Here is a 24,768-nt window from a genome sequence, read left to right on the forward strand (position 1 = left end):
AGCCATCGTTTCGGCGGTCTCGAGGTGCTCCGCAATGTCGAATTCAGCGTGGCGGAGGGTGAACTTCTTGGTCTGATCGGGCCGAATGGCGCGGGCAAGACGACGCTGTTCAACGTGATCACCGGTTTCGTGCGTCCCGGGGCGGGACGGATCTTTTTCCAGGACCGCGACGTGACCGGCTATCCCACGCACCGGCTCGCGCGGCTCGGTCTGGTGCGTACGTTCCAGGGCGCACGAAGCTTCCATAATCTCAGCGTCGAGGATTGCCTTCGGGTCGCCAGATATCGTCGCGTCGGCGATTCCGAGCGCGATCGCGAGCTCGAAAGGGTAGTCCGCCTCCTGGACCTCGAAGAGTTCGCGACAGAGGCTGCAAGCTCCCTTCCGGCCGGATTGGCCCGGCTGCTCGGGATCGCCATGGCGCTGTCGACAGGAGCGCGGCTCTTGCTGCTGGACGAGCCCGCCGCCGGTTTGAGTGCGGGGGAGACCGACGTCCTGCAGCAGTCCATACGGCGCCTGCAGCAAGCCGGAGTGACCGTCGTGGTCGTCGATCACAACCTCCATTTTCTCATGAACCTGGTGTCGCGCGCGATCGTGCTCGATGCGGGGCGGCTGATCGCCGACGGCCCGCCCGCGACCGTCACCGCGGAGCCGCGCGTCATCGAGGCCTATATCGGAGGGCGCGACCTTGCTGGAGATTGAGAATCTCTCGGTGAGCTACGGACGCAACGAAGCTGTTCGCGGCATCTCGTTTGCGGTCCCGGATGCCAGCATTGTGGCCCTGGTCGGCGCCAACGGCGCCGGCAAGACATCGACACTGAACGCGATAACAGGCCTCGTTTCGTCGAGCGGCAGGATCGTCAGCAACGGACGGGTCCTGACCGGGCTGACCACGGACAATCGCGTGCGTCTTGGCGTTGCCCAGGTGGCGGAAGGCAGACAATTGTTTCCGCTTATGTCGGTCCGCGAGAATCTCGAGCTGGGCGGCTATCTCTGCCGGGCCGCCGAAAGCCGGCAGCGACTGACAGTGCTGATGGAGCGCTTCCCGGTTCTTGCAGAGCGCGCAGATCAATTTGCGGGGACGTTGAGCGGCGGCGAGCAGCAAATGGTAGCCATTTGCCGTGCACTGATGTCGGCTCCGCAGGTCCTGCTGATCGACGAGCCTTGCCTCGGCCTTGCTCCCATCATCATCCGCAAGGTCACCGCGATTCTGCGTGAACTGCACGGCACAGGCCTGACAATCCTGATTGCCGAACAGAACGCGTCCTTCGCGGCGGCCGTCGCGGACAGGCTCATTCTGCTCGAAAATGGTCGGATCAGAGCCGAAGGTTCACCGAATGAGGTGCTTGGCCAGCCGCAATTCCGACAAGCGTATCTTGGCGTTTGACATGGCGGCTTGCTGGGTTGGCAGGCAGAAATCCTTGCAGGCGGTACGTCGCCCGCGATGGCTCTGCATCGGCGAGCTGGCGATGCAAATTGACGTGACAGCAGCGTTTGCGAGCCACGTCGTCTAGTGGACTGGATCGAGCACCACCACCGGGATCTCGCGCTCGGTCTTGAGCTGATAGTCGGCGTAGGGCGGCCAGAATTCCAATGCCTTTTTCCAGAGTCGGCTGCGTTCCTCGCCCGCCGTTGTCCTGGCCCGGGCGTTCATCTTCTTCGTCCCGACTTGGACTTCGATATTGGGGTTTGCGAGAATATTTCGATACCAGCCCGGGTGTTCGGGCGCGCCTCCCTTTGAGGCCACGATGAAGTAACTGCCGCCGTCCGTTCCGTAGAACAGCGGAAATATGTATTTGTCTCCGGACTTGCGGCCTGTGGTGGTCAGCAACAGCGCAGGGACCGTGAGCTCGCCTCGCTCGGGCACGTTGACCTTGTACATGTGCCCGTCTGCCCCGCCGCTGGAAAGATAGCGGTTCGCGTGCTCGAGCATCCAGTCCGGCAGATTCGGAGCAAGTTTTGCTTCAGACATCGTGGCCTCCTTGAGAGCTGCAGGGAACCATAGCATCGGGCGCTCGATCGGCCAATTCTGGATCCCGGAGAGTTCCCGCGATGGCTTGGCGGGAAGCCCTCGCGTGCTAGATTGCGGCGGCCATTCATCTGGAGTGCAGACGTGCTGCTTGAAACGCTTCTGCCGCTGGGCAAGGTCGACCCCGGCCTGCGCGCGCCGGAAATTCCGCTCGATCTCCATTCCATTGCCTCCGAGGCGCGCCTGCTGGAAGAGATCGGCTACGACGGGCTCGTGGTCGAGGAAACCAAGGACGATCCGTTCATCCTGCTGGCGCTGGCGGGCCAGGCGACGCGGACGTTGAAGCTTTGCACGTCGGTCGCGATTGCCTTTCCGCGCAGTCCGACCGTAACCGCGATGAGCGCCTGGACGCTGCAAAAACTGTCCCGTGGCCGCTTTACCCTTGGCCTCGGCACCCAGGTGAAGGCCCATATCGAGCGGCGTTTCGGCTTGCCGTGGACGCCCGCTGGGCCCTGGATGCGCGAATATGTGAGCGCGGTTCGCGCGGTCTGGGATTGCTGGCAGAACGGCACACCGCTCGATGTCAAGGGACCGCACTATAACATCAATCTGATGGTACCATTGTTCAATCCCGGTCCGATCGAGCATCCCGGCATCCCCATCCATCTTGCCGCGGTGAACCAGCTGATGTGCCAGGTGGCGGGCGAGGTCGCCGAGGGCGTCCGGCCGCATCCGGTCTGCACGCCGTCTTATATCGAGAAGGTGATGCTGCCGGCGGTGCGAGCGGGGGCAGAGAAGGCAGGGCGGTCGCTGGATCGTTTCCAGGTCTGCATGAAGCCGCTGGTTGCCACGGCCGCCAATGAGCAGGAGCTGGTGCCCAAGGTGCGCGACGTGCGCGCCCGGATCGCCTTCTACGCCTCCACGCCGCAATATCGAGCCGCGTTTGATCATCTCGGTCTGGGCGATCTCGCTGACCGGCTGAAATTGCTGTCGCGGGCGCAGCGCTGGGAAGAGATGCCACAGCATATCAGCGACGAGGTCCTGCACACTTTCGTGACGATTGCCACCTACGACACGATCGGCCGCAAGCTCTGCGACCGCTATGGCGGCGTGGTCACCAACTGCGAATTCTCGATCGCGGTGAAAAGCGATGCCGATCGCGAGCGGCTGCGCCAGCTCGCCAGGGACATTCAGTCCGAAGGGGACGCGCGCGCCCGGCGTACCATTCTCGGGGCCGCAGCCTGATCGCGGCCCGTTCAACCGGAGACCATGGACATGAAACTCGGACGCCTCGGCGTGTGGTACAGCACCGACAAGCTCGACGGATCGCAGCTGCGCGATTTCGTCCGTACGGTCGAGAACAATGGCTACGCAGCCCTCTGGTACCCGGAATCGCGAGGCTACGAGTCGATGTCGCTGGCAACCTATCTGCTGTCGTGCAGCGAGAAACTGATAATCGGCAGCTCGATCGCCAACATCTATGCCCGTGATTCCTACACAGCGCTGCGCGCCGTGATCTCGCTGAATGCGCTCTATGGCGGCCGCTTCATTCTCGGTCTCGGCGTCAGTCACATTCCGATGGTCGAAGGCCTGCGCGGCCATCGCTATGACAAACCGTTGGCGGCGATGGGGGCCTATCTCGACGGCATCAATAAATCAGCGCCATCTGGTGAACCGCTGCCGGTCATGGTCGCAGCACTCGGACCGAAGATGCTGGCGCTGAGCGCTGCCAAGTCGCGCGGCGCCGTCCCCTATAACGTGACGCCGCAGCATACGCGAGAGGCCGCCGCGGTTCTCGGGCCGTCGAAGTGGCTCGCGGTCGAGCAGAAAGTCACAATCGAGACCGATCCGGCCAAGGCGCGCGCGCTCGGGCGCAAGGAGCTGTCACGATACATGGTCCTGCCGAACTACCGCAACAACTGGCTGCGCCTTGGCTTCACCGAGGCCGAGCTCGCCGACGGCGGCAGCGACCGGTTCATCGATGCGATGGTGCTGTGGGGCGACGCCGACACCATCAAGCGCGGCCTGCACGCCCACTTTGAGGCCGGCGCAACGCATGTCTGTCTGCAGCCGGTTCACGCGGATGGCGATTTCGCCGCCCGCGACCGCATGCTGGCCGCGCTAGCCGATACCTGAGGCGCGCGTGGGGCTGCCCGCCGGCCTCAGAGCAGGTCGGCGACGGCGTTGCGATAGCGGCGCATCGCGTCGACATGGTCGGTCATGCTCCGGCCTGCCATGCGTTTGTGGTGGTATCCGCCAAAGGTATTATGCAGCGTGACATGCGTGACGCCCGCCTTCTTCCAGAAGATGAGTTCCTCGCGCCAGTCCTTTTCTGTGCCTGTGCCGGTCGAGGTCCAGACTTCGAGGCCAACCGAGGCAGGATCGCGTCCCTCGGCTTCCACCAGGCGGCGGAGCTTGTCGAATTCCGCGACGGCCTTGGGGCCCGGTGGCTCCGACAGCATCATCCAGCCGTCGCCCCATTTTGCGATCCGCTGCAGCGTCACGTCCATATGGCCGCCAAACCACAGTGGAATCTTGCGGCTGGGCGGCCGGGGATTGATGCCGGCGTCGGGGAGGTGGTGCCACTTGCCGTCGAACGTCACGTAGGGATCGGCCCAGAGCGCCTTCATCACCTGGACCTGTTCCTCGGACCGCTTGCCCCGGTTGTGGAAATTTTCGTTGAGGCCGACGAACTCCAGCTCATTCCAGCCCACGCCGACGCCAAACCGGAAGCGGCCGCCGCTGAGCACATCAAGACTGGCGGCCTGCTTGGCAACCAGCACCGTCTGACGCTGGGCGAGGATCAGCACCTGGGTGGAAAGTTCGACCTTTTTCGTGCAGGCCGCGATGAAGCCGAATGCCACGAAAGGGTCGTGGAACAGGCCGAGCCCGCCCGCCCGGCCGCTGGCGGGGTTTTTCGGGTTGCCCCCCAGCACATGGTCTGCCAGCGTCAGACCGTCATAACCTTCGGCCTCGGCGAGCTCGGCGAATTCACGCACGATTTTGCCATCGCCACCGATGTCGCCGAAGGGCAGGGCAAGTCCGAGATGCATGGTCGCTTCCTCGCTTTGGCTGGTTGCCGGCTTCCCGGTAGTCTATAGATTTCCGCGATCAGTACCACGGCATCCGAACTCGGGTTTACCCGAGTTCGGCAAATATCGATGGCCAAGGCGGCAACAGCGGACTTGGACCGGCAGTCAGGAGACATGAAGTGATCAAGCTCGGATACAAGGCATCGGCCGAGCAGTTCGCACCTGGCGAATTGCTGGGCTTCTCGTGCCTCGCCGAGGAAGTCGGCTTCGATTCGGTCTATATCAGCGACCACTTTCAACCATGGAAGCACATTGACGGCCATGCCCCCTTCTCGCTGACCTGGCTAGGCGCACTCGGTGCCAAGACCTCGCGCGTCGTGATGGGCACCAGCGTGTTGACGCCGACCTTCCGCTACCATCCCTCTATCGTCGCCCAGGCGTTCGGGACGATGGGCGCGATGTTTCCGGGACGCGTCGTGCTCGGCATCGGCACCGGCGAAGGACTGAACGAAGTGCCTTCGACCGGCCAGCCCTGGCCGGAATTCAAGGAGCGCTTCGCGCGCCTGCGTGAAGCCGTCACGCTGATCCGGACACTGTGGACGCAGGAGCGGGTCAGCTTCGACGGCCAGTACTACAAGACCGAGAAGGCGACGATCTACGACCGTCCCGAGACGCCGGTGCCGATCTATGTCGCAGCCGCAGGCGCCCTCGTGGCGCGTTACGCCGGTCGCTCAGGCGATGGCTTCATCTGCACCAGCGGCAAGAGCAAGGAACTCTACACGGAGACGCTGTTGCCGAAGGTCGCCGAGGGACTTGCGGCGTCGGAGAATCCGTCGCGGCCCTACGATCGCATGATCGAGGTCAAGGTGTCCTTCGACACCGACAAGGCGCGTGCACTCGAGGACACGCGCCACTGGGCGGCGCTGGCGCTGACGCCTGAGGAAAAGATGAAGGTTGAGGATCCCGTCGAGATGCAGCGCCTCTCCGAAGCGCTGCCGGTCGAGCGCGCCGCCAGTCGATGGATCGTGTCCACCGACGCCGACGAGCAGGTCGAGCGGATCGGTTATTATGTCGGTCTCGGTTTCCGCAATCTGGTGTTCCACGCGCCAGGACCGGACCAGGCGCGCTTTCTGAGACTCTATGGCGAGCACGTCCTGCCGCGGCTGCGCAAGCGCTTCGGCTGAGTGCGGCGAGATTGTTCGATGAAGCCTGTCAAGTCCGTCGAGATCCTTGCCGTCCCCGGCATTCCGCTGGTGCGCAAGGACGATGATCTTGCTCGCCTGATTGGCGAGGGAGTGGAGCACAGCGGCATCGTGCCCCGTGGCGACGACGTCTTCGTCCTGGCGCAGAAGATCGTATCCAAGGCCGAAGGGCGCATGGTCGATCTCGCGACCGTCGAACCCTCGGCGGAAGCGATCGAACTCGCCGGCAAGATCCAGAAGGATCCGCGCCTTGTCCAGCTGATCCTGTCGGAATCGGTGCGCGTCGTGCGGTCAAGGCCGGGCGTCCTGATCGTCGAGCATCGGCTGGGCTTCGTGATGGCCAACGCAGGCGTCGACCAATCCAACGTCGCCTCGCCCGATGAGCCGCAGCGAGCGCTGTTGCTGCCGATCGATCCCGACGGCAGCGCGGCGAGATTGAGGGAGCGCCTGTCGTCAAGGTTTGGCGTGCCGGTGGCTGTCATCATCAACGACAGTTTTGGCCGTGCCTGGCGACGCGGCACCTGCAGCGTCGCGATCGGGGCCGCTGGTCTCCCGTCACTGATGGATCTGCGCGGCATGCCCGATTTGTTCGGGCGTGAACTTCAGGTCAGCATCACCGGTCATGCCGACGAGATCGCCGCAGCCGCGTCGCTTGTGATGGGGCAGGGGGCCGAAGGCCTGCCTGTCGTAATCGTGCGCGGTCTGACCTGGCGCGGTCCCGACAATACTGCGTCCGAACTGGTGCGCCCGGCCGCGGAGGACATGTTCCGATGAGCAAACGGCTTGTCGTGGCGCTATCCGGCGGGATCGGCGGTGCCAAACTGGCACTCGGCCTGAGCCGCATCTTGCCATCAGACGAACTTCTCGTGATCGCGAACACCGGCGACGATTTCGAGCATCTTGGCCTCTGCATCTCGCCCGATATCGACACGCTGATCTACACGCTGGCCGGCATCAACAATCCCGTCACCGGCTGGGGTCGTCGTGACGAGACGTGGTCGTTTATGGAGAGCATCGGCGCACTCGGCGGCGAGGACTGGTTCAAGCTCGGCGATCGCGACCTCGCGCTGCATGTCGAGCGCACCCGTCGGCTGCGCATGGGACAGCCACTGTCCGAGGTGACATCAGACATTTGCCGCCGCCTCGGCATCGGTGCCCGCATCGTGCCGATGAGCGAAGACCGCGTGCGAACCCGCGTGCGCAGCGACGAAGGCTGGATCGACTTTCAGGACTACTTTGTGCGCCAGCAATGCCGGCCGGTTGTCCATGAGCTGGTCTTCGACGGCGCGCCGCTCGCCCGGCCGCAGGCCGACATCGTGGCGGCGCTGCGCTCGGGTGACGTGCGGGCCGTGATCATCTGTCCGTCCAATCCCTTCATCAGCATCGAACCGATCCTGGCGATCCCGGGCATGCGCGATGCTATCAAGGCGAGCGGCGCGCCTGTTGTCGCGGTCTCGCCCATCATCGGCGGGAAGGCGGTCAAGGGCCCGACCGCGAAAATGATGCGCGAGCTCGGACTAGAGGTCAGCGCTGCCGGCGTTGCCGCACGCTATGGCGACCTGCTCGATGGCTATGTCGTCGATTACGCCGACGCCGATGGGGTCGGCAAGATCGGCGCTCAGGTCACGCTTGCGAGCACCCTGATGACGACCCTGCATGACCGGGAGACGCTGGCACGCGCGACGCTCGAGGCGGCGGACGCGCTGGTCTCGCTGCGATGAGTGACATCTGGGCGGTCATTCCGGTCAAGGAGTTCGATGGCGCCAAGCATCGGCTGTCGAGCCTGCTGTCGCCGCCGGAACGCCGTCTTCTCGCCGAGACCATGTTGGCGGATATGCTCGATGCCGTTGCCGGCTGCCGGCTTCTCGCCGGCGTGATGATCGTGACGCTCGATCCGTACGCGACGGCTCTTGGCGAAAAGTTCGGTGCGCGGATCGTGACCGAAGGCGCGCGGGACGGACATACCGGCAGCGTCAACGTCGGCCGCCGGATTCTCGCGCGCGATGGGCGTGGCGGCATGATCACGATGCCCGGCGACATTCCAGCCACCCGCGCGGGCGAGATCGACGCGGTGCTATCGGCGCATCTCGCATCGCCCTCGTTCACGATCTCGCCGGCGCATGACGATCTCGGATCCAATGCCGTGGTCTGCTCGCCGCCGGAATCGGTGCCGCTTCGCTTCGGCGACAACAGCTACTTCCCGCACCTTGACGCCGCCCGCCGTCAGGGCATCGAGCCGACGGTGATCCGTCAGCCCGGCATCGCAATGGATATCGATCATCCCATCGATCTGGCGCTGTTCCTGCGCCTGCCGCAATCAATCGGCACGCGCACTCGCGCGCTGCTCGACGAACTCAACGTGCCCGTGCGATTGTCGGAACAACGTATCGGTTAGCCGACCGCCGCCTTCTTGCGCGGCGGCGTGAGCACGATCGGTTCCAGTTCGGCCGCGATCATGGAGGCCGTGCGACGGTCTTCCGGCACGGGCCGATAGAGCGTGTCGCGTTGCATGGGCTCGCGGCCAATTGAGCGGATCAGCGCTTCCATGTCGCGAGGCGGAAACTCCTGGCCGTGCTGCGTGCCGGCGGCGCGCGAGATGCTCTCGTTCATCAGCGTGCCGCCGAGATCGTTGGCGCCGGACTTCAGGCAGATGGCGGCGCCTGCCGGCCCCATCTTCACCCACGACGTCTGGATGTTCGGGATCAGCGGGTGCAGGGCTAGCCGCGCAACTGAATGCATGAGCACGGCTTCGCGGAAAGTCGGGCCCGGGCGCGCTGTGCCGAGGCGGTACATCGGCGCTTCCATATGGACGAAGGGAAGCGGCACGAACTCGGTGAAGCCGCCGGTCTCAGTCTGCAGGTCGCGCAGCGCAAGCAGATGCTTCGCCCACGAGCTCGGGGTCTCGACGTGGCCATACATAATGGTCGAGGTGGTGCGCAGTCCCGCCTGGTGGGCGGCGCGCTGCACATCGAGCCATTGGGCGGTGTTGATCTTGTCGGGGCAGATAAGGGCACGCACCTCGTCGTCGAGGATTTCGGCCGCCGTTCCGGGCAGGGTGGCGAGACCGGCCGCCTTCAGTTTCGCAAGGAACTTGGGGATCGGAAGCCCGAGCGTCGCGGCGCCTTGCGTCACTTCCAGGGCCGAGAAGGCGTGGATGTGCATCTTGGGGACGACCGCCTTGATCGCCTGGCAGATCGCTTCGTAGGTGGCGCCGGTGTAGTCGGGATGAATGCCGCCTTGCAGGCACACTTCCGTCGCCCCGCGATCCCAGGCCTCGATCGCGCGACGCGTGATTTCCTCGATGGCGAGATCGTAAGGCGAACCGCGCAGATCCTCGTGGGTACGGCCCTTCGAGAAGGCGCAGAACTTGCACCGGAAGTAGCAGATGTTGGTATAATTGATGTTTCGGTTCACGACGTAACGCACGACGTCGCCACTGACCGCGCGTCGCAGCGCGTCGGCGGCCTGCGTGACGTGGCGGTAGTCGGCATCGCGTGCCGCGAACAGGCGCACAATGTCATCAGCGGCGAGCCGTTGGCCCGAAGTCGCGCGCTCGACAATCCCTGCAAGGCCAGCGTCGACGCCGCGCGCGAGCACCAGTGGTACCGCCGGCGGCTTGGTGTTGCCCGGCGCCCAATCGTCGTCGCGCCCAAAACCTTCGGCGTCGCTCATGCGTCGCACGCGGGAGGCGATATCAGGGGCCAGCCACGTCTCGGCGGCGCGCACATAGGCGGGGTAGACCGGCAGGCGGTTCACCAAGAGCTTGCCGGCGCCCACGCTCTTGCGCGCGAGCTCGGCAATGGCAGGCCACGGTGCCTCGGGATTGACGTGATCGGGCGTCACCGGCGAGACGCCGCCCCAGTCGTTGAGCCCCGCGTCAACAAGCTTTTGATAAACTCCGGGCGACAGATTTGGCGGCGCCTGAATATTCATGCCCGGCCCGAGGATGAGACGCGCCACAGCGATGGTCCACAAGAGGTCGTCGAGATCGGGCTCCTCGGAATTGGCGAGCTTGGTGTCGGGCTTGGCCCGAAAGTTCTGAACGATGACTTCCTGGATATGACCGTGGACGGCGTGCAGATCGCGGATCGCTTCCAGCGCGTCGATCCGCTCGTCGCGCGTCTCGCCGATGCCGATCAGGATGCCGGTCGTGAACGGAACCTTCAGCTCGCCGGCCAGGCGCAGGGTCTCCAGCCTGACGGCGGGATTCTTGTCAGGAGAACCGTAGTGAACGCCGCCCTGCCGGCAGAGCCGCTCGCTGGTTGACTCCAGCATGAGGCCTTGGCTGGCCGTCACTTCGCGCAGGGCTGCGATCTCTTCGCGGGTCATCACGCCGGGATTGGCATGCGGCAGCAATCCGGTCTCGCGCAGCACGAGCGCGCACATCGCGGTCAGATAGGAGATCGTCGTCTCGTGGCCGAGCGCCTTCAAGGCGTCGCGCGCGGCCTGGTAGCGTAGCTCCGGCTTGTCGCCCAGCGTGAACAGCGCTTCTGTGCAACCGGCAGCCGCGCCGGCGCGCGCGATCGCGAGCACCTCTTCGGGCGAGAGGAAGAGCGGCTTGCCCGCGCGCGGCACTTCCGCGAACGTGCAGTAGTGACAAACGTCGCGGCAGAGCTTGGTCAGGGGAATGAAGACCTTGCGCGAATAGGAGATCAGCCGGCCGTGCGCGGAATCGCGCAAAGCGCCAGCTTCTGCTATGAGTTCTGCCAGCGGTGCCTCGAACCGTTGCCGCTTCGTCTGTCTATCGATCGTCGTCGTCATCCATCGTCTCCGCCCGCGGCGGGGCGCCTGCCGCCACGGGGATGCGCTTGCTGTCATCCCCGTGCTGCCGCATGGTGTCGCATCGAGGCATGCGATGCAATACAAGGGAGGACGCAACAAATGCTGATCGGCTTCAACGCACCGACCGCCGGACCCCTGTCGGCCGCGGACAACCTTGCGAAGATCGTGGTGGGCGCCGAGGCGATGGGCTTCGACTATGCGACGTTCAGCGACCATGTCGTGATTCCGACCTCGATCGCGGCCGAATATCCCTACAGTGCCTCCGGGGAGTTCCCCGCTGGCGCCCGTGCCGAGCGGCACGAACAGCTGACCGAGCTCGCCTGGATCGCCGCCAAAACAACGCGCCTGCGGCTCGTGACATCAGTCATGGTGGTGCCGCATCGGCCCGCCGTGCTAACCGCTAAAATACTGTCGACCGTCGACGTTCTCTCGGGGGGCCGGCTGACGCTCGGGATCGGCGCGGGCTGGATGCGCGAGGAGTTCGAGGCCGTCGGCGCGCCGGACTTCGATGCTCGCGGAACGGTGACCGACGAGTATGTGCGCGCTTTCGTTGAACTCTGGACCAAGGACGCGCCGAAATTCGATGGCAAGCATGTCCGATTCTCCAACATTCTCCTTGAGCCAAAGCCGGTGCAGAAGCCGCATCCGCCGATCTGGGTCGGAGGCGAGAGCGGCCCGGCGCTGCGGCGGGCTGCCCGCATCGGCGATGCCTGGTATCCGATCGGTACCAACCCGCAGAATCCGCTGGATAGCCTGACGCGTTTCAAGACCCAGGTGGCGCGACTGCGCAAGATGACCACCGAGGCGGGGCGCGATCCCAATGCGGTTGGTCTCAGCCTGCGCGTCACGGTGTTTGGCGAAACCGCGCCGGCGCAGGCCGATGATGGCGAACATCGTCTGTTCGCCGGTCCGGCCGCGATGATCGCCGCAGACATGAGGGCGCTGCGCGACATGGGCGTCAATTCCATGGATTTCGGATTTGGCGGATCGACAGCCGACGAGGTCCTGGGCGCTATGCAGAGATTCAAGGCCGAGGTCTTGCCGCTTGTGTAGCAGCGACCTGGGCCCGTCTACGCCAAGGCGCGCAGCATTTGGCGGCCTTCATGCTACAGCCGCGTCTCCCGCTAGCAGGTCATCGACCTCTTTAGCAAGATTGTCCCTTGCCTGCCGCGCAAACAGGCCGAACACATGACTTGAACCCGACCGCTCACCGAACGTCAGAGTCGTTTTGCCACGCGGGCGTCGTCCATACATGACCGTAAGTGGAATTGGGCCACCTGCCCTTCACGGAGCCTAACTTGGTGTCACGCCTGCGCGGCATAGGATTGAATATTTCTCGACAGCGTTTCCAACAGGCTATCACGTAAAGCATCACGCGAGTTTCTCATCCAGACAGCAGCCAAAGGCAGTCGACTTGCATTGGTTGACTCTTCGATCCGCAGGGGAAGAAAGGCAACGCCCTTGATTGCCATGCGAGACGTCCATCGCGGCACGATCGCGATACCGAGACCCGTCGACACCAAATTGACGATCGTCTGCTTTTCGTCCGCGACCTGCGCGACGCGCGGTTCATATCCGCTCTTTTCGAAAAGTTTGATTGTCAGATCGTGGCTGTGGGGCCTCGATCGCCGGTCCGGCACGATGAGTGGTTGATTCGCGATGTCCTTGACGCCGACTGTTGTTCGGCGGGCCAACGGATGCTTTGATGTCATCGCAACCACCGGCGTCTCATACAGGAGATGCCTGTACACGAGGTTAGGATCGCGGCCCTTAGGTGGTCGGACGAAAGCTAGATCGAGCCGGCCTGAAAGCACCCGTGGCAGAAGCCGAATTGTCTTGTCCTCGAAAAGCTGGACTGCGACCTCCGGCTGTTCTTTCCGGAAATCGTTGAGTAACAGGGGGAGCAATCCGGCTGCAGCACTGTCGATTGCGCCAACTCTGAGCTTCGCCGCCTTTGAACGAACGCCCTCCCGGAAGCGGGCATGGATTCCATCCGCAAGGGTAATAAGCTTGCGCGCATCGCGCAGCAATTGTTCTCCGTCTGCCGACAGCGCAACGCTGCGTGTCGTACGCAGGAATAGTTTCGTCCCCAAATCTTCCTCGAGAAGTCGCACATTACGGCCAAAGACCGACGGGAGGATTTCGAGTCGCCGGGCGGCCCGACCAAAATGAAGCTCCTCGGCCGCGACGACGAAACATCGCAATTGGTAAAGGTCCATGCGCCTTCTCCGTCGCTGCAGATTATAGCAATTCTTTATATAATCCTAGACTGATTGGCCGGAGCGGCGTCAGGTCGTAAATAGTTCGCACATCAATAAATGTGGGAACGGAGACGCCTTATGACCAGTTCGCTGGAACGGCAAGTCTTGCGCAAAATCTCCTGGCGCATCGTGCCGTTTATCATGCTGCTTTACTTCATATCGTTTATCGACCGCGTCAATATCGGCTTTGCGTCTTTGACGATGAACAAAGATTTAGGGTTTTCGTCTTCGGTTTTTGGGTTTGGCGCGGGCATCTTCTTCCTCGGTTACTTCCTGTTTGAAGTACCCTCGAACATTGTCCTTGATCGAGTCGGGGCCCGCCTATGGATTGCCCGCGTCATGGTCACATGGGGAATCCTCTCCGTGGCCTTCGCCTTTATCAAGGGCGAAAACAGCTTTTACGCGCTCCGCTTCTTGTTGGGAGTTGCCGAAGCGGGATTTTTTCCGGGTATCATTCTCTATCTTAGCTACTGGTTTCCGGCGCGACGACGGGCACAGGTGGTTTCGCTCTTCATGGCTGCCGCACCCATTTCCACGGTTCTCGGCTCACCGCTATCAGGCGCCTTGCTCGAAATGCACGGTATCATGGGCCTGAAGGGCTGGCAGTGGATGTTCATTCTCGAGGGAATTCCTGCCGTTCTTCTTGGGTTCGCGGTTCTCGTTTATCTGACGGATCGTCCCGAAAAGGCGACATGGCTCGCCAAAGAGGAGCGCGAGTGGCTCGTCAATACGATGAACGCCGAACATGCCGCAAAGGGAGCACGCGCGCACCACAGCATCTGGCGGGGATTGGCGGACCTGCGCGTCCTTGCGTTGTCGCTGATCTATTTTGGTACTTCGGCCGGTCTCTACACGCTCGGAATTTGGGCGCCGCAGATCATCAAGCAATTCGGTCTTTCGACCATGAATGTCGGCCTCCTCAATGCCGTGCCGCCAACGATCGCGATCGTTGCAATGATCCTTTGGGCCCGCCATTCCGACCGCACGGGTGAAAGAACGTGGCATGTCGTGATTGCGTGCCTCATCGCCGCCGTAGGTCTTGCGCTCGCCGGCATGGCCAGTTCTGTTGTGACGGTCGTGCTGGCTCTCAGTCTCGTCAATGTTGGCATCAGTTCGGCGAAGCCACCGCTCTGGAGCATGCCGACGATGTTTCTCTCCGGGCCGGCTGCTGCGGCCGGAATCGCAACGATTAATTCGATCGGCAATCTCGGCGGCTTTGTGGGCCCGTCGGCTATCGGCTGGATCAAGGACGCAACGGGAAGCTTTCTCGGCGGTCTCTACGTCGTCGCGGGACTCCTGTGCCTGTCAGCGGCTCTAACCCTGGTTCTCGCCGGCTCGCAGCGCAGGTCTCAAAGTGTCGCGGAGACCACAAACACCTAAGCTTGCTCATGAACTGACTCACTGCAACCCTGAAAAACTGATTCTTTCAAACAGGAGATCGACGATGAAAACGTACAACATTGCCGCAATGGGCGGCGACGGTATCGGGCCTGAGGTTGTTGACGCCGCTGTTGAGGCGCTGAAGGTTTGCGCCGAACGCGATGGTGGCTTCCAGCTGAAATTCCAGGACTTCGACTGGGGATCCGACTACTACAAGAAGCACGGTGTCATGATGCCAGAAGACGGCGCCGCCCAGCTCCGAAAGTTTGACGCGATCCTGTTTGGTGCCGTCGGTGCCCCCGATATCCCGGATCACATCACGCTGTGGGGTCTCCGGTTGGCTATCTGTCAGCCGCTCGATCAATACGCTAACGTGCGACCGACCCGCATTCTGCCTGGCATCACCAGCCCGCTGCGTCATGTGTCGGGCCCGGAGCTCGATTGGGTCATCGTTCGCGAGAATTCGGAAGGGGAATATTCCGGCGTCGGCGGCCGAGCACACCGGGGACTTCCGATCGAAGTGGCACAGGATGTGTCGGTGATGACGCGGCCCGGCGTGCAGCGCATCATTCGTTATGCGTTCAAACTGGCACAATCGCGTCCACGCAAGCTGCTCACGGTCGTCACAAAGTCGAACGCGCAGCGGCACGCGATGGTCATGTGGGATGAGATCGCGGCCGAAGTTGCGAAGGAATTTCCCGATGTGACCTGGGACAAGATGCTGGTGGACGCCATGACGATGCGCATGGTGATGAAGCCACAGACGCTCGATACTATCGTAGCGACCAACCTTCACGCTGACATCCTTTCGGATCTCGCGGCGGCCCTGGCGGGCTCGCTCGGTATCGCGCCGACCGCAAACATCAACCCCGAGCGCGACGCGCCCTCGATGTTCGAACCGATCCACGGATCGGCCTTCGACATCACTGGCAAGGGCGTTGCCAACCCAGTCGCGACCTTCTGGACTGCGGCCATGATGCTGGAGCACCTCGGCGAGAAGCACGCAGCCGACCGCCTCATGAAGGCTGTGGAGCGCGTGACGGCGGATCCGAAGCTCCACACGCCCGATCTTGGCGGCAGCGCGACCACCAAGCAAGTGACCGAGGCCGTCTGCGAGGCGCTTCGGACCGCTAACGACTAAAGTGTATGAGTGCGAACCTCGGCAGCAGCCTCGCGCTGCTCGCGGAGGCCCTCCTTGGGAGAAGGCGAAGGCAAATGACAATTGCGCCACGTGAATTACTGAGGGCCATGTTCGATGCGGCGGTGGACGCCGCGTCGCCTTCGCTGCGCATTCCGGCTCATTTGCCGCCGCCGCCCAAGGGTCGCACCATTGTCGTCGGCGCCGGCAAGGCGTCGGCGTCGATGGCCAAGGCTCTGGAGGAGAATTGGGCGGGACCTCTGTCGGGTCTCATCGTCACGCGGGATCACCATAGTGTGCCGTGCAATCGTATCGAGATCGTCGAAGCCGCGCATCCAGTCCCGGATGCGCGCGGCCTGAAGGCGGCCGAACGCATACGAGCGATGGTGCAGGGATTGGGTCCGGACGATCTCGTGCTTGCCCTGATCTCGGGGGGCGGATCAGCGCTTCTCACGCTTCCTGCGCCTGGTCTCACACTGGAGGACAAGCAGGCCGTGAACGCCGCGCTACTGCGGTCGGGCGCCTCGATCGGCGAAATGAACGTTGTGCGCAAACATCTGTCCGCCATAAAGGGTGGACGTTTAGCCGCAGCGGCCTATCCCGCTCAGGTCATCACCCTCGTGATTTCCGATGTGCCGGGCGACGATCCGGGGTTGATTGCGTCCGGGCCGACAATTGCCGACCCCTCGACATTCGCCGATGCCGCCGCAGTATTGCAAAAATACGACATCACTGAACCAAAATCGGTGATCGACCATCTGAGGCGCGCGCAGGAAGAAACCCCAAAAGTCGACGATGCACGGCTGGCGACAGCGCGCACAACGACGATTGCGACGCCGCAGCTGTCACTTGAGGCAGCTGCTGAAGTCGCCCGAAAAGCCGGTTTCACGCCGCTCATTTTGGGCAATGCGCTGGAGGGCGAAGCGCGCGATGTCGGCCGCGTGATGGCGGGCATCACGCGTCAGACCGTCGAATGGGCGCAGCCCGTGCGGCCTCCAGTCGTCCTGTTGTCGGGCGGCGAAACGACGGTGACGATCAAGGGGAACGGTCGCGGCGGTCGCAACGTAGAGTTCTTGCTCTCTCTCGCCCTCGAGCTCAATGGCCTGCCGAACGTCTTCGCGCTCGCCGCCGACACAGATGGCGTGGATGGGGCTGAGGAAATTGCCGGGGCAATCGCGACGCCGGATACGCTCGCGCGTGCGGCGGCATTGGGAATCGATGCCAGGGCATCTCTGGCCAACAACGACGGTCACGGCTTCTTTGAAGCTCTGAATGATCAGGTCATCACTGGTCCAACACGTACCAATGTCAACGACTTCCGCGCCATTCTGATCACCGCGGTTAACCAGGGGACGGCCAAAAGGCCGCAATAGCGATGCGCCGACAACGCAATGCCAAGATCGTCGCGACCCTGGGTCCGGCGAGTGGGACCCCGGAGATCATCCGGAGGCTGGTCGAGGCCGGCGCAGATGTGTTCAGACTGAACTTCAGTCACGGGACGCACGAGGATCACCGCAAGCGCTACGATATTATCCGCTCGGTCGAAGAAGAGACGGGGCGGCCGATCGGGGTGCTGGCCGATCTGCAAGGTCCGAAATTGCGGCTCGGAACCTTTGCCGAAGGTCGAGTTCAGCTTGCCACTGGCGATACGTTCGCCCTTGACCTGAAGGGCGGTCCCGGCACCCGGCAACGGGTCAGCTTGCCTCATCCCGAAATCTTTCAGGCGCTCGCACCCGGTGTGCAGCTGCTTCTCGATGATGGCAAAGTGCGCCTCGAGGTAGAAACGTCAGACGGAGAACGCGCTCAAACGCGGGTCGTTGTCGGCGGGCCATTATCCGATCGCAAGGGCGTGAGCGTCGTCGGGGCCGTATTGCCGTTGTCGCCTCTCACACCGAAAGATCGGGTCGATCTCGATTATGCACTTGAGCTCGGCGTCGATTGGATCGCGCTGTCGTTTGTCCAGAAACCGGAAGACGTCGAGGAGCTTCGGAGCATTGTCCGTGACCGCGCCGGCATCATGTCAAAGCTGGAAAAGCCCGCTGCTATTGAACATCTCAACGCCATCGTGGCGCTGTCTGATGCCGTAATGGTCGCGCGCGGCGATCTCGGGGTCGAGATGGCACCTGAACAAGTCCCGCCGATCCAGCGCCGAATCGTCCGCGCCTGCCGTCAGGCCGGCAAGCCGAGCATCGTCGCGACTCAGATGCTGGAATCGATGATCGGTGTTCCCACGCCTACGCGCGCGGAAGTCTCGGACGTGGCCTCGGCGATCTATCACGGCGCCGATGCCGTAATGCTATCGGCCGAGTCGGCGTCGGGCCAATTTCCTTTGGAGGCGGTAACGATGATGAACAGGATCATCACGGTGGCCGAGAATGACCACGATTATTACCGGCCCATGAGCGACGCGGCCAGGCCGGCACCGGGTGCCACGATAGCGGACGTGATTTGTGCGGGGATACGCGAGGCAACACGGTTGCTGCCGATTGCGGCTGTCGTCACCTATACGACGTCTGGATCAAGCAGCCTGCGCGCTTCACGTGAGCGACCGGCGGCATCGATCCTCAGCATGGCTACCAGCAGGAAAATTGCGCGGCGCCTGACGCTTGGATGGGGACTGCATTCGGTTGAAGCGGCTGCGGTCGCATCGGTCGACGAGATGAGCATCCGGGCGTGCGAGGCTGCAATCCGCGAAGGCTTCGCCAAAACGGGCGACACCATCGTTGTCGCAACGGGAACGCCAGTCGGAGTGTCGGGTACGACAAACACTCTTAAGATCCTCACCGCCTGAACGCACAAAGAGGCAACGATGACTGCAATTACGTCGGTTCGAGCCCGCGAAATCCTTGATAGCCGCGGCAATCCCACGGTCGAGGTCGATGTCGTGCTGGAGGATGGGTCGGTCGGCCGCGCGGCGGTGCCGTCGGGTGCCTCGACCGGTGCGCACGAGGCGGTCGAGCTGCGCGACGGCGACAAGGCGCGCTATCTCGGCAAGGGCGTGCAGAAGGCGGTCGCCGCCGTCAACGGCGAGATTTTCGAGGCGCTCAACGACCATGCGGTCGAGGACCAGGTCGCGATCGACCAGATCATGATCGATCTCGACGGCACGCCGAACAAGAGCCGGCTCGGAGCCAACGCCATCCTGGGCGTCTCGCTCGCCTGCGCCAAGGCGGCGGCCGAATCCTTCGACATGCCGCTGTATCGCTACGTTGGCGGCACCTCGGCGCGCACACTGCCGGTGCCGATGATGAACATCATCAATGGCGGCGTGCATGCCGACAATCCGATCGACTTCCAGGAGTTCATGATCCTGCCCGTGGGCGCCAAGAGCTTCGCCGAAGCACTGCGCTGCGGTTCGGAGATCTTCCACACGCTGCGCGGCGAATTGAAGAAGGCCGGCCACAACACCAATGTCGGTGACGAGGGCGGCTTCGCGCCGAACCTGCCGTCGGCGGACGCCGCGCTCGAATTCGTCATGAATTCGATCGGCAAGGCCGGCTACAAGGCGGGCAGCGACGTCGTGCTTGGCCTCGACTGCGCCTCCACCGAATTCTTCAAGGAGGGCGCCTATGTCTATGGCGGCGAAAACAAGACCCGCTCGCGCTCCGAGCAGGTCAAGTACCTGGCCGACCTCGTCTCGCGCTATCCGATCGTCACCATCGAGGACGGCATGTCCGAGGACGACATGGAGGGCTGGAAGGAGCTCACGGATGCGATCGGCAGCAAGTGCCAGCTGGTCGGCGACGACCTGTTCGTCACCAACGTCACGCGGCTTGCCGACGGCATCAAGAACGGCCGCGGCAACTCGATCCTGATCAAGGTCAACCAGATCGGCACGCTGACCGAAACGCTGGCGGCCGTCGAACTCGCCCACAAATACGGCTACACTTCCGTGATGTCGCATCGCTCCGGCGAAACCGAGGATTCGACCATCGCCGACCTCGCGGTCGCTACCAATTGCGGGCAGATCAAGACCGGATCGCTGGCGCGTTCGGACCGCACCGCCAAGTACAACCAGCTGCTGCGGATCGAGCAGCAGCTCGGCAAACAGGCGAAGTATGCCGGCAGGTCGGCCTTGAAGGCGCTGGCCTAGCCCCCAACTGTTCGAGGCCAGCAAGCCAAGGGTAAAACCAAAGGGAGGTCGGGATGAGTGACGGCAAGAGCGGTCTGCAGCTGCGTTCGCTGCTCAAGAAGAACGGCGAGCTCGAGCTATCCCTGGTCAATGTCCCGACCCCGGAGCCGGGCCCCGACGAGGTCGTGGTCCGGGTCGAGGGAGCGCCGATCAATCCATCCGATCTCGGCCTCCTGATCGGTCCGGCCGACATGACAAACGCAAAGGTCTCGGGCACGCGGGACCTGCCTGTCGTCACCGCCCGGGTCCCGGAAGCCGCGATGGGTGCGCTGGCGGCCCGGCTCGATGAATCGATGCCGGTCGGCAATGAGGGCGCGGGCGTCGTGATCCGGACCGGATCCTCCGATGCCGCCAAGGCGCTGATGGGCCGGACGGTCGCCATGATCGGCGGCGCGATGTATGCGCAGTATCGCACGCTCCGGGTCAACGAGTGCCTGCCGCTGCCCGCAGACACCACGCCCGCCGAAGGCGCCTCCTGCTTCGTCAATCCCCTGACCGCGCTCGGCATGACCGAGACGATGCGGCGCGAAGGTCACAAGGCGCTGGTGCACACGGCGGCGGCTTCCAATCTCGGCCAGATGCTCAACAGGATCTGCCTCAAGGACGGCATCGGCCTCGTCAATATCGTGCGCAGCAAGGAGCAGGCCGACATCCTGCACAGGATCGGCGCCAGGCACATCGTCGATTCCAGTGCGCCGGGCTTCATGGACGATCTCACGGCTGCTCTGGTCGACACCGGCGCCACCATCGCCTTCGACGCGATCGGCGGCGGCAGGCTCGCGGGCCAGATCCTGGTCGCGATGGAAACCGCGATCAACAAGACCGCGAAGGTCTACAGCCGCTACGGCTCGAACACCCACAAGCAGGTCTATATCTATGGCAGCCTCGACACTCATGCGATCGAGCTGCCGCGCGGCTTCGGCATGGCCTGGGGCGTCGGCGGCTGGCTGCTGTTTCCGTTCCTGATGAAGGTCGGTCCGGAGACGGGCAACAAGCTGCGCCAGCGCGTGGTCGCCGAGTTGAAGACCACCTTCGCCAGCCACTACACCAAGGTGGTGTCGTTGCAGGAGGCCCTGCAGCTCGACAACATCGCCATCTACGGCAAGCGCTCGACCGGCGAGAAATTCCTGATCGACCCCAACAAGGCGATGTGAGGAAACGGCGTATTCCCGATCGGACCGCCCGGCGGTCCGATCGGGGTGCGGTCAAGCGAAGATCCGCGAACGCTGCGTTTCAGGAATAGAACAATCCATGCACTTGCATGTTCCTCCGCGCGTCGGTAGGTGAAGGCCACCGGTTTCAAACGCAACGCCCGAGGAATCTGCAATGCCCTATAACATCGTCGTCATCGTCGGCAGCCTTCGCAAGGAGAGCTTCTCGCTGAAGATCGCCAACGCGCTCGCTAGCCTTGCGCCCGCGTCGCTCAAGCTCGACGTCACCAGGCTCAACGGCATTTCGTTCTTCAACCAGGACCTCGAGGCGGCGCCGCCGGCGGATTGGCTGGCGTTCCGGGAGAAGATCCAGAAGTCGAACGGCGTGCTGTTCGTGACCCCGGAGTACAACCGCGCGATCCCGGGTGTGCTGAAGAACGCCATCGACGTCGCCTCGCGCCCCTATGGCAAGAGCTCGTTCCTCGGCAAGCCCATCGGCATCATCTCCAACTCGCCGGGGCCGCTCGGCGGCGTCAGTGCTGCGAAAACCCTCCAGAACATCCTGCCTGGCATTTCCGGACCGATCCTCGGCCAGCCGGAAGCCTATCTTAATGCCGTGGGCGATGCGTTCGACGAGAAGGGTGAGCTGACGAAAGAGTCGCTGAAAACCGTGTTGCAGCAGTACCTCGATGCGTTTGCGGCTTTCATCGAGAAGCAGCACCGCTGAGCGATTTTAGCATTCCATTAACTCCCATGGCCGCATGCTCGTGGCCATGGTTTCCCGCACACGTCTCAAATCGATCCTGACCGGGCTCGCCCTCTACACGATGGCGGCCATGATGGTCGGTTATTTCGGCGTCAATGCCTATACCGGCAAATACGGCCTCAATGCGCGACAGGAGCTCGATCAGGAGATCATCGCGCTGACCTCGGAATTGGCCCGGCTCAAGAAGGAGCGGGCGGAGGGCGAGCAGCGGGTGTCGCTGTTGCGGTCGGACCGCGTCGATCCTGATATGCTGGATGAGCGTGCGCGCTTCCAGCTCGACTACGTCAATCCGCGGGATCTCGTGCGGATCAACAAGCCTAACTGATACGTTCGCAAAATTTCAAAATGTCTTCGCGCGCCATCACAAAAATGTCGCGCCGCGTTGCAGTGCGGCATAGCAAAATTCCATTCGGCGAACGCAATCCTTCCAAGGCGATTTGAGTTGGGTTAGAGAGGGTTTATCGACTTCTCTCATCCGGAATTGCCATGGCCGCAGCACCCAAGAAAAGCGTCGCAAAGGAAGCAGGGCAGGAGAAGGCTAGCTCTCCCCCTGAATTTACCAGGGATCAGGAGCTGCAGGCGCTGCGCGACATGCTCCTGATACGGCGCTTCGAGGAGAAGGCCGGCCAGCTCTATGGCATGGGTGCGATCGGCGGCTTCTGCCATCTCTATATCGGGCAGGAAGCCGTCGTGGTCGGCATGCAGATGGCCTTGAAGCACGGCGACGAAGTCATAACCGGATACCGGGATCACGGCCACATGCTCGCCTGCGGCATGGAGGCCAAGGGCGTGATGGCCGAGCTCACCGGACGCCGCGGCGGCTATTCCAAGGGCAAGGGCGGCTCCATGCACATGTTCAGCATGGAGAAGCACTTCTACGGCGGTCACGGTATCGTCGGCGCGCAGGTGTCGCTCGGCACCGGCCTTGCCTTCGCCAACCGCTATCGCGGCAATGATAATGTCAGCGTGACCTATTTCGGCGACGGCGCCGCCAACCAGGGCCAGGTCTACGAAAGCTTCAACATGGCCGAGCTGTGGAAGCTGCCGGTGATCTATGTGATCGAGAACAACCGCTACGCCATGGGCACGGCGGTGGCGCGCGCCTCGGCGCAGCAGGATTTCTCCAAGCGCGGCGCGTCCTTCAACATCCCGGGCAGGCAGGTCGACGGCATGGACGTGCGCGCGGTGAAGGCTGCCGCCGACGAGGCCACCGCCTGGTGCCGCGGCGGCAATGGTCCGATGATCCTGGAGATGCAGACCTATCGCTATCGCGGCCACTCGATGTCCGACCCCGCGAAGTACCGAACCCGCGAGGAGGTCGAGAAGGTTCGCCACGACCAGGATCCGATCGAGCAGGTGCGCAACCGTCTGTTGGCCGAGAAGGTGAGCGAGCAGGACCTCAAGGCGATCGACGCCGAGGTGCGCGACATCGTCAATGCGGCGGCCGATTTCGCCCAGCATGATCCGGAGCCTGATCCGTCCGAGCTCTACACCGACGTCTACCGCTGATCCCACCTGCGCAGAAGAATCCAAGACCGATTTGAAGACCGATTATCGGGAGCCGATATGCCCATTCAAGTGCTGATGCCTGCGCTGTCGCCCACCATGGAGAAGGGCAACCTCGCCAAATGGCTGAAAAAGGAAGGCGAGACCATCAAGTCCGGCGACGTGATCGCCGAGATCGAGACCGACAAGGCGACGATGGAGGTCGAGGCGACCGATGAGGGCACGCTCGGCAAGATCCTGATTCCGGAAGGCACTGCCGACGTCGCTGTCAACACGCCGATCGCGACCATCCTCGCCGACGGCGAGAGCGCCGCCGACCTCGCCAAGGCACCGGCCGCTCCTGCGCCGACGAAGGCCGAGGCGCCTGCCGAAGCCAAGGCCGAAGCGCCCGCGCCGAAGCCGGAGGCGGCGCCCGCGGCTCCGGTCGCCGTTGCCGCGCCCGATCCCGAGGTGCCGGCCGGCACCGAGATGGTCACCCAGACCATCCGCGAGGCACTGCGCGATGCGATGGCCGAGGAGATGCGCCGCGACGGCGACGTCTTCATCATGGGCGAGGAGGTCGCGGAATATCAGGGCGCCTACAAGGTGACCCAGGGCCTGTTGCAGGAATTCGGCGCACGCCGCGTGATCGACACGCCGATCACCGAGCATGGCTTTGCCGGAATCGGCGTCGGCGCGGCGATGGCCGGCCTGAAGCCGATCGTCGAGTTCATGACCTGGAATTTCGCCATGCAGGCGATCGACCAGATCATCAACTCCGCCGCCAAGACGCTCTACATGTCCGGCGGCCAGATGGGCTGCTCGATCGTATTCCGCGGCCCCAACGGCGCCGCGGCGCGCGTCGCTGCCCAGCATAGTCAGGACTATGCCGCCTGGTATTCGCAGGTGCCCGGCCTGAAGGTGATCGCGCCGTATTCGGCCGCCGACTACAAGGGCCTGCTGAAGGCGGCGATCCGCGATCCCAACCCGGTGATCTTCCTCGAGAACGAGGTGCTGTACGGCCACACCGGCGAGGTGCCGAAGCTTGCGGACTTCGTGGTGCCGATCGGCAAGGCGCGAATTGCGCGCGCCGGCAAGGACGTTACCCTGATCTCGTGGTCGATGGGCATGTCCTATGCGCTGAAGGCTGCCGACGAACTCGCCAAGGAAGGTATCGAGGCCGAGGTCATCGACCTGCGCACCATCCGCCCGATGGACACCGAGACCATCATCAGCTCGGTGAAGAAGACCGGCCGGGCCGTCACCGTGGAAGAGGGCTGGCAGCAGAGCGGCGTCGGCGCCGAGGTCGCCGCGCGCATCATGGAGCACGCCTTCGACTATCTCGATGCGCCGGTCACGCGCGTCTCCGGCAAGGACGTGCCGATGCCTTATGCGCACAATCTCGAGAAGCTCGCATTGCCGTCCGTCGCCGAGGTGGTCGCGGCCGCCAAGGCCGTGTCCTATCGGTAAGAC

General features: G+C 63.2%; 23 protein-coding genes. 19 read left to right on the forward strand and 4 right to left on the reverse strand.

Features of this window, described 5'->3' with window-relative positions:
• Positions 1-24 precede the first annotated feature (24 nt).
• Complete coding sequence (locus tag JQ586_RS13395; protein ID WP_212395040.1) at positions 25-699, forward strand: ABC transporter ATP-binding protein; 675 nt, start codon at positions 25-27, stop codon at positions 697-699.
• A 10-nt stretch (positions 700-709) separates the two neighbouring features.
• Positions 710-1,384: an ABC transporter ATP-binding protein gene (locus tag JQ586_RS13400; RefSeq protein WP_312016965.1), complete on the forward strand. Its 675-nt coding sequence runs from the start codon at positions 710-712 to the stop codon at positions 1,382-1,384.
• A 123-nt stretch (positions 1,385-1,507) separates the two neighbouring features.
• Here the strand turns inward: JQ586_RS13400 and JQ586_RS13405 are convergent, their stop codons facing one another.
• Positions 1,508-1,969: a nitroreductase family deazaflavin-dependent oxidoreductase gene (locus JQ586_RS13405; RefSeq protein WP_212395042.1), complete on the reverse strand. Its 462-nt coding sequence runs from the start codon at positions 1,967-1,969 to the stop codon at positions 1,508-1,510.
• A 141-nt stretch (positions 1,970-2,110) separates the two neighbouring features.
• Here JQ586_RS13405 and JQ586_RS13410 point away from each other — a divergent pair, with 141 nt between their 5' ends.
• Both JQ586_RS13410 and JQ586_RS13415 read left to right on the forward strand, forming a co-directional pair.
• Positions 2,111-3,211: a TIGR03617 family F420-dependent LLM class oxidoreductase gene (locus JQ586_RS13410; protein WP_212395043.1), complete on the forward strand. Its 1,101-nt coding sequence runs from the start codon at positions 2,111-2,113 to the stop codon at positions 3,209-3,211.
• 30 nt (positions 3,212-3,241) lie between these two features.
• A complete protein-coding gene (locus JQ586_RS13415) occupies positions 3,242-4,102 on the forward strand; it encodes a TIGR03620 family F420-dependent LLM class oxidoreductase (RefSeq protein ID WP_212395044.1) in 861 nt (286 codons plus the stop codon).
• A 26-nt stretch (positions 4,103-4,128) separates the two neighbouring features.
• Here JQ586_RS13415 and JQ586_RS13420 read toward each other — a convergent pair whose 3' ends face one another.
• Positions 4,129-5,019 carry an LLM class F420-dependent oxidoreductase gene (locus tag JQ586_RS13420; protein ID WP_212395045.1) on the reverse strand — a complete coding sequence of 297 codons (891 nt, stop codon included), beginning with the start codon at positions 5,017-5,019 and terminating at the stop codon, positions 4,129-4,131.
• Positions 5,020-5,177: 158 nt separating this feature from the next.
• Here JQ586_RS13420 and fgd point away from each other — a divergent pair, with 158 nt between their 5' ends.
• The 4 genes from fgd to cofC are packed head-to-tail and all read left to right on the forward strand — an operon-like array spanning position 5,178 to position 8,595.
• Entirely contained in the window at positions 5,178-6,182 is a 1,005-nt protein-coding gene (gene fgd, locus JQ586_RS13425) for a glucose-6-phosphate dehydrogenase (coenzyme-F420) (protein WP_212395046.1), read from the forward strand.
• An 18-nt stretch (positions 6,183-6,200) separates the two neighbouring features.
• The gene (gene cofE / locus JQ586_RS13430) at positions 6,201-6,974 is read left to right on the forward strand and encodes a coenzyme F420-0:L-glutamate ligase (RefSeq protein ID WP_212395047.1); all 774 of its coding nucleotides are present in this window, start codon (positions 6,201-6,203) and stop codon (positions 6,972-6,974) included.
• The gene (gene cofD, locus JQ586_RS13435) at positions 6,971-7,921 is read left to right on the forward strand and encodes a 2-phospho-L-lactate transferase (RefSeq protein WP_212395048.1); all 951 of its coding nucleotides are present in this window, start codon (positions 6,971-6,973) and stop codon (positions 7,919-7,921) included. The genes cofE and cofD overlap by 4 nt, the downstream gene beginning before the upstream one ends.
• A complete protein-coding gene (cofC, locus tag JQ586_RS13440) occupies positions 7,918-8,595 on the forward strand; it encodes a 2-phospho-L-lactate guanylyltransferase (RefSeq protein ID WP_212395049.1) in 678 nt (225 codons plus the stop codon). The genes cofD and cofC overlap by 4 nt, the downstream gene beginning before the upstream one ends.
• On the opposite strand, the gene cofH is transcribed toward cofC, so the two are convergent.
• A complete protein-coding gene (gene cofH / locus JQ586_RS13445) occupies positions 8,592-10,961 on the reverse strand; it encodes a 5-amino-6-(D-ribitylamino)uracil--L-tyrosine 4-hydroxyphenyl transferase CofH (protein ID WP_212395050.1) in 2,370 nt (789 codons plus the stop codon). The two genes, cofC and cofH, sit on opposite strands and share 4 nt — an antisense overlap.
• 120 nt (positions 10,962-11,081) lie before the next feature.
• On the opposite strand from cofH, the gene JQ586_RS13450 reads away from it, so the two are divergent.
• Positions 11,082-12,035 (forward strand): LLM class F420-dependent oxidoreductase, encoded by a 954-nt coding sequence (locus JQ586_RS13450; protein WP_212395051.1) that lies wholly within the window; start codon positions 11,082-11,084, stop codon positions 12,033-12,035.
• Positions 12,036-12,286: 251 nt separating this feature from the next.
• Here JQ586_RS13450 and JQ586_RS13455 read toward each other — a convergent pair whose 3' ends face one another.
• Positions 12,287-13,201: a LysR family transcriptional regulator gene (locus JQ586_RS13455; protein WP_212395052.1), complete on the reverse strand. Its 915-nt coding sequence runs from the start codon at positions 13,199-13,201 to the stop codon at positions 12,287-12,289.
• Between the two features lie 120 nt (positions 13,202-13,321).
• On the opposite strand from JQ586_RS13455, the gene JQ586_RS13460 reads away from it, so the two are divergent.
• The 10 genes from JQ586_RS13460 to JQ586_RS13505 all read left to right on the forward strand — a co-directional run bounded on the left by JQ586_RS13460 (position 13,322) and on the right by JQ586_RS13505 (position 24,765).
• On the forward strand, positions 13,322-14,623 hold the full coding sequence (locus JQ586_RS13460) for an MFS transporter (RefSeq protein WP_212395053.1): 1,302 nt from the start codon (positions 13,322-13,324) through the stop codon (positions 14,621-14,623).
• Between the two features lie 64 nt (positions 14,624-14,687).
• On the forward strand, positions 14,688-15,764 hold the full coding sequence (locus JQ586_RS13465) for a tartrate dehydrogenase (RefSeq protein WP_212395054.1): 1,077 nt from the start codon (positions 14,688-14,690) through the stop codon (positions 15,762-15,764).
• A gap of 74 nt (positions 15,765-15,838) precedes the next feature.
• Complete coding sequence (locus JQ586_RS13470) at positions 15,839-17,134, forward strand: glycerate kinase (RefSeq protein WP_212395171.1); 1,296 nt, start codon at positions 15,839-15,841, stop codon at positions 17,132-17,134.
• Between the two features lie 2 nt (positions 17,135-17,136).
• Positions 17,137-18,552, forward strand: coding sequence for a pyruvate kinase (pyk, locus tag JQ586_RS13475; protein WP_212395055.1), 1,416 nt, complete (start codon positions 17,137-17,139; stop codon positions 18,550-18,552).
• 18 nt (positions 18,553-18,570) lie between these two features.
• Positions 18,571-19,854: a phosphopyruvate hydratase gene (gene eno, locus JQ586_RS13480; protein WP_212395056.1), complete on the forward strand. Its 1,284-nt coding sequence runs from the start codon at positions 18,571-18,573 to the stop codon at positions 19,852-19,854.
• Positions 19,855-19,907: 53 nt separating this feature from the next.
• Complete coding sequence (locus JQ586_RS13485; RefSeq protein ID WP_212395057.1) at positions 19,908-21,047, forward strand: zinc-binding dehydrogenase; 1,140 nt, start codon at positions 19,908-19,910, stop codon at positions 21,045-21,047.
• Positions 21,048-21,219: 172 nt separating this feature from the next.
• Entirely contained in the window at positions 21,220-21,771 is a 552-nt protein-coding gene (locus JQ586_RS13490; RefSeq protein WP_212395058.1) for an NADPH-dependent FMN reductase, read from the forward strand.
• 46 nt (positions 21,772-21,817) lie between these two features.
• On the forward strand, positions 21,818-22,135 hold the full coding sequence (locus tag JQ586_RS13495; protein ID WP_212395059.1) for a septum formation initiator family protein: 318 nt from the start codon (positions 21,818-21,820) through the stop codon (positions 22,133-22,135).
• 161 nt (positions 22,136-22,296) lie between these two features.
• On the forward strand, positions 22,297-23,319 hold the full coding sequence (pdhA, locus tag JQ586_RS13500; RefSeq protein ID WP_212395060.1) for a pyruvate dehydrogenase (acetyl-transferring) E1 component subunit alpha: 1,023 nt from the start codon (positions 22,297-22,299) through the stop codon (positions 23,317-23,319).
• A 57-nt stretch (positions 23,320-23,376) separates the two neighbouring features.
• Positions 23,377-24,765 (forward strand): pyruvate dehydrogenase complex E1 component subunit beta, encoded by a 1,389-nt coding sequence (locus tag JQ586_RS13505; RefSeq protein WP_212395061.1) that lies wholly within the window; start codon positions 23,377-23,379, stop codon positions 24,763-24,765.
• The last annotated feature ends 3 nt before the right edge of the window (positions 24,766-24,768 follow it).

The sequence above is a fragment of the Bradyrhizobium jicamae genome (assembly GCF_018130215.1).
Taxonomy (GTDB): Bacteria; Pseudomonadota; Alphaproteobacteria; order Rhizobiales; family Xanthobacteraceae; genus Bradyrhizobium; species Bradyrhizobium jicamae_A.